General features: G+C 35.7%; 7 protein-coding genes and 4 pseudogenes. All 11 read left to right on the forward strand.

The window, feature by feature from the left end; translation table 11 throughout:
• The first annotated feature begins 29 nt into the window (after positions 1 to 29).
• A pseudogene (locus tag RWM06_RS05220) lies at positions 30 to 394 on the forward strand (hypothetical protein).
• Positions 395 to 528: 134 nt separating this feature from the next.
• Entirely contained in the window at positions 529 to 1401 is an 873-nt protein-coding gene (locus RWM06_RS05225) for a helix-turn-helix transcriptional regulator (protein WP_313970348.1), read from the forward strand.
• A 72-nt stretch (positions 1402 to 1473) separates the two neighbouring features.
• Entirely contained in the window at positions 1474 to 1656 is a 183-nt protein-coding gene (locus tag RWM06_RS05230) for a hypothetical protein (RefSeq protein WP_070479977.1), read from the forward strand.
• 4 nt (positions 1657 to 1660) lie between these two features.
• Positions 1661 to 2638, forward strand: a complete 978-nt coding sequence (locus tag RWM06_RS05235; RefSeq protein ID WP_313970349.1) for a replication initiator protein A — start codon at positions 1661 to 1663, stop codon at positions 2636 to 2638.
• A gap of 4 nt (positions 2639 to 2642) precedes the next feature.
• Positions 2643 to 2909 (forward strand): thiopurine S-methyltransferase, encoded by a 267-nt coding sequence (locus tag RWM06_RS05240; protein ID WP_313970350.1) that lies wholly within the window; start codon positions 2643 to 2645, stop codon positions 2907 to 2909.
• 23 nt (positions 2910 to 2932) lie between these two features.
• Complete coding sequence (locus RWM06_RS05245) at positions 2933 to 3067, forward strand: hypothetical protein (protein WP_313970351.1); 135 nt, start codon at positions 2933 to 2935, stop codon at positions 3065 to 3067.
• 2 nt (positions 3068 to 3069) lie between these two features.
• Positions 3070 to 3285 (forward strand): annotated as a pseudogene (locus RWM06_RS05250) (helix-turn-helix transcriptional regulator).
• 289 nt (positions 3286 to 3574) lie between these two features.
• A complete protein-coding gene (locus RWM06_RS05255) occupies positions 3575 to 3883 on the forward strand; it encodes a hypothetical protein (RefSeq protein WP_313970352.1) in 309 nt (102 codons plus the stop codon).
• Positions 3884 to 3899: 16 nt separating this feature from the next.
• Positions 3900 to 4652, forward strand: coding sequence for an LPXTG cell wall anchor domain-containing protein (locus tag RWM06_RS05260; RefSeq protein ID WP_313970353.1), 753 nt, complete (start codon positions 3900 to 3902; stop codon positions 4650 to 4652).
• A 261-nt stretch (positions 4653 to 4913) separates the two neighbouring features.
• Positions 4914 to 5291, forward strand: a pseudogene (locus tag RWM06_RS05265) (hypothetical protein); the annotation flags it as partial.
• Positions 5292 to 6659: 1368 nt separating this feature from the next.
• A pseudogene (locus RWM06_RS05270) lies at positions 6660 to 7129 on the forward strand (LPXTG cell wall anchor domain-containing protein); the annotation flags it as partial.

Genomic DNA, 7129 nt, shown 5'->3' on the forward strand with positions numbered 1-7129 from the left:
CGTTGTCAAAATTAAATAAAGGGGAAAAAATGTCAGATAATATTGAAATTATTATGGATATTGATTCGTTAGAAATTTTCGATGTAATAGATCTTAATGAGAATGAAAATATAGTTGATCTTGTCTCTGAAGGAAATTCTGAAGAAAAGGTATCTTCATACGATGACCTCAATAGAGTTTGGCTTGGGAAAGGGTATTATAAGCCCTCTAGTCTACTTTGGGAAGTTATTAAAGACGATGTTATTCATGAATTAAAACCTAGAAATAAACATGGCAGTTATCCTTACTCCAGAAGAGCAAGAGATGGAACTGGGGACAAACTAGCCAATTGACTTATGATGAATCCTTGTGGTTGACTCTAGAGTTTAATCCAGAATTGATGGGATATGTGTAGGTTAACCGAATTTTTTTAAAAAGTATTTAAAAAATGCAGAAAATAAATTGATTGTCCCTTTAAAAAAGAATTTTTCATTATCTATTATGATGTAGCTGTATGCAGAATTTTAAATTTAGAGAGGTAAAATATCTATGGTTAAACTTCAAAATAGAATTAAGGAATTAAGAGAACGAAAAGGACTGACGCTTAAGATGCTATCGAGCGCAACAGGCTTTTCTACATCTGCAATAAATCGATGGGAAAATGGCATAAGAGGTTTGGATAAAGATAAAGCTCATAAACTTTCTAAAGCACTAGAAGTTCAACCATCGGAGTTATTTCTTTCAGAGAAAGGAGCATTTCAGCTATGTTGGCAAAAAGAGAAGAACATCCAATTTCAAAAAGGTAAATTCGTGCTTTCGATTACTCGTCAAGGAAAAAGATATTCAAAAACATTTGAACTATTAGAAGATGCGATTAAACATCGTGATGACGTTCTAAGAGAATACGAGAATGAAGGTAGGTTTCCCAAAACATGTAAAAAAGAAACAATTTTAAAATACCAAGAATTAATAGGCCAGAAATTTCAAAGGCTAACAGTTATTAAGCTGACAGGTCCTAAAAAGAAAGAAAATGTTTCTCGTACCTATAGCTATGCCATATGTCGTTGCGAATGCGGATGTATTTGTGAAATAGAAATTTTTAATTTGCTGAAGGGAAAGAATTATTCTTGTGGTTGCCTTGCTTTGGAGAAAAGTCGGGATTTAGGGGTGAAGTTTGGTCAAGATAGGAAAACACGTGAAAAAGCTAGAATTTCAAACATACTAAATCCAAGTCCAAGAAAAACGAATAAGACAACAAGAATAAAAAATATCACCTACAGTTCTAAATTGAAATCATATAGAGTACAAATTATAAGAGATGGTGTTCATTATACAAAGCGATTTCCTACTTTAGCTGAAGCGATGGACTATAAAAATGCACTTCTGAAAGAACTAGACGAAAAATTACGCAGTAGAGATTAGTAAGTATAGAGATATTTTTTTGATATTGGTATTGAAATATTCAATGTACCTCTTTTAGGAAAAGGAGATTTGATGAAAACGAAACAACATACAGCATTAGCCAGATTAACGAAAAATATAATAGTCGTTGATCTGATGAGACAAACAGGCTGGTCACGGGATAGAATCGTTAAGGCAATTGAAACGATGGAAGCCGAAAAGACAATCTGTATAGCGGAAAATGGTAATTTGAGTCTAAGATTATTTGAAGGATGATATTATGGGTGATTTAGAACAATTTTCGGCTATAACTCTGGAACAGATGCAAACCTCTGAACGCTATTTTCCTATGGCTTGGGTTTTGTGGGAGGACGAGCACTATAGGGAGCTTCGCACAGATTGTAAAGTATTGTATAGTATGATGAAAAATCGTTTGGAGTTATCTGCTAAGAATGGATGGGTAGATGAACTAGGACGTGTATATATTGAGTTTTCAAATGCAGAGATACAACGATACTTTAATTGCTCAAAGCCAACAGCCATTAAAATAAAAAAAGATCTTTCGGATTATGGATTAATTTATGAACTTAGTCAATTTTCAAATGCAGATGGACAATTAGCAAATCGTATCTATATTGGTAATGTCATGACTTATGATGCAGAAAAATATAAACAAGAACGGATAGAACGTCAAGAAAGAGCATTCCAAAAACGAGTAGAAAAGCGACAGAATAGACCCCGTAAAAATAATTTACCGGATGCGTCAAAAATTTATAATGGGGTAGTTAATAATGTTGACCCGAATTATAAAGATTCTAGTAAAACTGATTCTAGTAAGAATAATAGTTCTAGAAAGGTTGCAACCAATTCTGAAGAATTGGCGCAACCTACTGAACCTAACTCTCAATCTTTCAAAGAGAATTTTGTGAACTATATTCCGCCAAAATATTACTCTCTCTTACAAGTGATTGCAGATCGTTATAATGGGAAGTTTTGTCAAATAGATATTTTTACAGGAGATTCTCAAAATTACAGTCTTACGCATCGTCAGAAAATGAAAATTGGTCAATATTTAGCAGAGGAATATATCACAAGTCATGAAGTGATTGATATGATTGAGCGGATTCCTTATGATTGTGAGCACCCGTTAGCGTATCTCATGAGGATGCTTGAAAATCTTAAGGAAGAGAGACGATTGGAAGCTAAAATTATAGCGCATAGACAGGCTGAGTTGAAATACATAAAAAATAAGAGGTGATTTTATGGGATTGTTTAATAATCAAGAGAGAATTAACAGAATACAAGCTGTGAAGGCTACACCTCCCCAAACAGTTCAAGAGATTGAAATGATTGTAGAGTATTTTGATAAAGCGGTAGAAAGTATTACTATCACTTCCAACTTGGAGGAACTAGTAAAATTGGTATCAAGTTCATTTGGAAAAGGAGCAAGTATGAATTTTACATCAGCGACTCCTCCATTTTCTATCAATCCTAGATGGGTGAAGAAGATAACTTATCGGACAAAATAAGGAACAATATCAGGAGGATAGTAATGTTTAAACTAGTTACAATGGCTTTATTATTGATCTTAGCTTATGGAATAGGGTTTGTCATGCTGGAGCTGAAGAATGCTCCTTTGATGGATGATGAAATACTATCAAGTCCAAATAATGAAGGAGACAAGTAGATGTGAGGAAACAAACACAAAATCGTATCAGAGACTTACGAAAAAAAGCTAGGTTGTTACAACAAGCCTTGGCTGATCAGATAGGGGTGTTTCGCAACACCATATCGAACTAGGAGACAGGATATAGTCAGATAAGTTTGGAGAATGCAAAAAATGTGGCAGAATATTTCGGGGTAACCATTGACTACCTGTTAGGATCAGAATCGGACAAAACGTAGTCCAGTTAAATCCATTTTGACCGAGAAGTCATTAAACTACAGACCTTTGAAAACTGAATACAAGGCTTGCCCTAATACAGCGTGGCTATGGATAAAAAAGAAATGGGGGCGAGCAGCAAACTAGAAAATGATATCTAGTCCAGCCACTGAACGAAAAAGCATGATAAAGATCATAAGCTGAAGGAGTAAGGGTTCCTAGACTATAAACCCAGCGCATGAAATACCGATGTAAAAATACGTTTTTACACAGCACGGCGTTATTTCGCCTTTCAACTTCAAGGAGAAATCTATGATAGATGAAACAACGGTCCGCTTAAGGGACTTAAAAAACTTAGGAAAACAAGGAGGTGCGACAGCTCGCTTAGAGGACGGAACAGACCTTATCCTGAAGTCAGGCTATGCAGTCAAACAAGCTAGAGGGTACGTAGACGGTGTTCTAAGGGATGTTGAATTTCATTTGCCTTATAAAAAGGTTTATAATCAAATTCGCACTATCAAAAAAGGAGGCCACTTAGTGGCTAGGAAAGTCAGAAGTCCATCGGGAGTGGAACTTCGCTTGACAGGAAAAGGCTATCAGCCTAAGAATACTAAAAATTAGAAAAGGAAAAATCACAATGAACAAGAAACAAGTATTAGCTACACTCGCACTATCAACACTCGCACTTGCACAAGCTGGTTATGTATCAGCAGATGAACTTGCACCAATTGACTCTTCAGCTCCAATAACAGAAGTAGTCACGCCAACAGCACCTAGCGCTTCAACAGAAACAGAAGCTCCAGCAGTTCAGCCAACAGAGCCTTCAGTTACTCCAGTTGATCCAACAACTCCAGATACATCATCAACTACAGACAAAGGTGAACCTGCAATTCAACCAGAGCTCTCTGAAGCGGTAGTAAGTGACAAAGGTGAACCTGCAATTCAACCAGAGCTCTCTGAAGCGGTAGTAAGTGACAAAGGCACCCCAGAAGTCCAACCTGAATTGCCAAAAGCTGAATTGCCAAAAGCTGAATTGCCAAAAACAACAGTAGAGGCAAACGAACAAGGGAAGTCTCAAATTGGAACTACTTCAACTTCAACAGGTCAAGTGGTGCATGATGTGACAAAAGAACCTGTTGAAACAAATACAGGTGCGTCAATTGTTGGCACCCAAGGCGGAAACGTAGTTCTTTCAGATGGTTCAGTGGTTGCTCCTGAAGAGATCGGTGGTACTGTCAACGAAGATAAGACTATCTCTGTTACTGATAAAGAAGGCAAACTTAAAACACTTCCAAACACTGGAACAGCAAAAAGCATTCTAACTACTATTGGTGGCATGTTGATGACAGTAGTGGGTTACTTTTACAAGAAAAAACTATTTTTAAAATAAGGAAAATTTAAACGAATTATATTAAAGGCTATAGGCTTGATTATTCAGGGAAATAGGTATGATTTTAATGATTTATAAACGTTCTCGTTCACCTTCTTAGGATTATAATGATTGAGATTGGTAAAATATAAAAAATTTTTAATTTAAAAGGAGAAAAAATTGAGGATGTCAAAGACACAAGAATTTAAGGCTTACGGTTCAATCCGTAAAATGAAGGTTGGTGGTGCTTGTGGAGTTATTCTTGCTCTTGCAATGTTGGGAATGGTATTTTCTTCAACTGCATCTGCTGATGAAGTATCAGTAAATGCTTCTGAAAATAAAACGGTATTGGAAGTACCGATTGTTCATGAAAAACTTGATAAAGCTGTTGCAGACGAAATAACTGAAAATAAGGCTACGAATGCTCCCTATGCTCAGACGAATCCAAGTAGTATTTCTACAGATAATCAAGGAAAAAGTGGTCAAAAGCAGGAAGCTTCAACAGTTGAAGTTCCCCATACAGAACTAGATTCTGCTGTTGATAAGGCTAGGAATGCAGGTTTTGTAGTTGTAAAAGAAAATCCAGTCGATAAAGGTATTGCAGAAACGGAAACAGACGCAAATGCAAAGTTGGCTGATATAAAACAAGACTATACCAATCAAAAAGAACAGATTGAAAAAAAAATAGAGGAATATAAGAAACAATCTGAATCGGCAAATACTAATGTTGAAAGTATTGTTGGAAATAAGCCTTTGGTAGATTCTAAAGATGGTTTATCTTTATATGGTGGTTTTGATCGAACTTATGCAACTACTACAGGTTATGATGGTATTCCTGTGGAGACTATAAAGAAATTCAGTACTCTAACAGAAGAAGAATTTAACAAAAGATTAGAGGATTTGAAAAAACAATGGAAGGACGATTTTGAAAATGAAGATCGAATTAGACAAAGATTAGCTGGTGCTCCTTATTCTAGTTGGACTTTTTTAGAATTAAAAACCTTACTAGATTCAGATGATGGGAATAATGGGAAGTTTGAGGACAAGATTCGTGACTTGAAAAGTAAAGAGCAGGGTGGAATTAAATATTATGACTTCCTATTATTAAATGATAAGGGAAAGACACATGCGGAAACTTTGACTGGAAGTATTCGTTGGAAAACAGATACAAAAGTGGAAGATATAGCTGGAGTAGCAGATAAATTTGTCAATAGAGTTTATGATGATCCTTGGAAAAAAGATACGGGCGATTATACTTTATCTACAAAGTTTTATGATGTTCATAAAGGGTTGACATTTAAGCTAGCTAATGTTGGAGAATTTGAAGATGGTAGTAAACTAGATCTACGTTTTACGGTTGCTGAAGAGCCAAAAATGGCTCACAAGTTTACAAGTAATGATTATTCAGATACATATTATGACAACATGAGAAATAGAGAATATGGACATCTACCTACTCTAACTGTTGGTAAAGCAGCTAAAGATGATAGTCTAATGTTCTATTATAATAATTTGCAGAGTCTTAAATTTCATGTAGAATTTTTAAAGAATGGGAAAAAGGCAAAAGTAGCACTTTCTACAATGATTTCGGATGTCGATTGGAATCAAGGTTCAGAGTTTGTGTTTAGTGATGTCACTTTAAAAGACCAGTTATATTCTCCAGATGAGGATAAAGTAACGAATAGTGGTTTGAAAGGTTCTTATAATCGAGGTTTAAAAATCTATGAAGGTCATAAAGTTTATGCTCCTTTTGAAGATGGGATATCAGACGGTAAAGCTCAAGCCCCTGAGGGAACCTACTTGGTTAGTGGTTACGGAGATAGTTTTGACTATACTTTTTATGCAAGAAAAAGTGTTGTAGATGGAACGGTTAAGGATGGGGATTTTAACTATAGTAATGCTTCTAGCTTTATTAAAGCTAATGGAGGTTTACAGTTTAACTTATTTGGCTCCTCAGCTAAGGGTGTTTCCCATTCAATTATTTCTAAACCTGAAATTCATTATCACTATAACTTCTTTACGGTTGTACCTAAACCAAGCGAGCCTAAGAAACATGCACTTGATAAAACTGGCAAGAAAGTCCTTGACGGTAAAGAAGTTCAAATGGGTGAGTTGATTCAGTACCTTCTTGATGGTTCAATGATTCCAGAAAGACACCATCCGTTGTCTCAATATGACGGTTTGGATAAGCTCGATACGAAGCATGACCGCTATACTGGTAATTGGAAAGGTATCATCAAGGGTACAGAATACACAGCAGAAAAAGAGCTTGTGTTACCTTATGATGTGACATTGAAGGATGGTAAAGTGGTTAAGGCAGGGGATAAGATTGCCAAAGATAGCTCTTATGCCTTTACCTTTGAGTTCAATCAAGGTACAAATTCAGAGTTCATCAAGAAACTTGTGACAGTTAAGTGGGATGACAAAGGTGGTCAGTGGTCTTACGTTATCAATCAAGATTTCTTAAACTCTCTAGGAATTAAAGGCACATTTGATGC

It is taken from the genome of uncultured Streptococcus sp. (assembly GCF_963516575.1).
Lineage (GTDB): Bacteria > Bacillota > Bacilli > Lactobacillales > Streptococcaceae > Streptococcus.